This window comes from Dellaglioa sp. CoH-57-MRSF-22 (assembly GCF_056781895.1).
The window spans coordinates 1-321 of record NZ_JBXAXT010000158.1 but is presented as its reverse complement, the minus strand read 5'-3'; the positions used below and the strand labels follow the sequence as shown (position 1 = coordinate 321).

The 321-nt window shown below is 56.4% G+C and carries 1 protein-coding gene; it reads right to left on the bottom strand.

What is annotated here, in order from left to right; translation table 11 throughout:
- On the bottom strand, positions 1-270 hold a 270-nt coding region (locus AC1RPR_RS08635; RefSeq protein ID WP_481763540.1), incomplete at its 3' end, for a hypothetical protein.
- Between the last annotated feature and the right edge of the window lie 51 nt (positions 271-321).

Genomic DNA, 321 nt, shown 5'->3' with positions numbered 1-321 from the left:
CTCATCATTCCACGGGATGTCCGGTCGTTCGAATCCCTGCACAACGATACGTGCTGCATCCGACCCGAACAAATCCTTCGAGTCATACGTGCTTCGATCGGGGTCTGCTGAATCGGCCTTTCGGTTCCAGAACTCCGTTGCGTCCTCAACCAAGAACACATTGATCATGTCATAGACCAGACCCCATCGAGAGTCAGCTACGTCCGGTACGGGATACGGCAGTCGATACTGCGGATCGCGGGACCACGACCTTCCTTCTTGTTCTTCCAACCAATTACACGTGGCTCCGAACAGTGCACGAGGCGACCCCGCGCTCCAGCC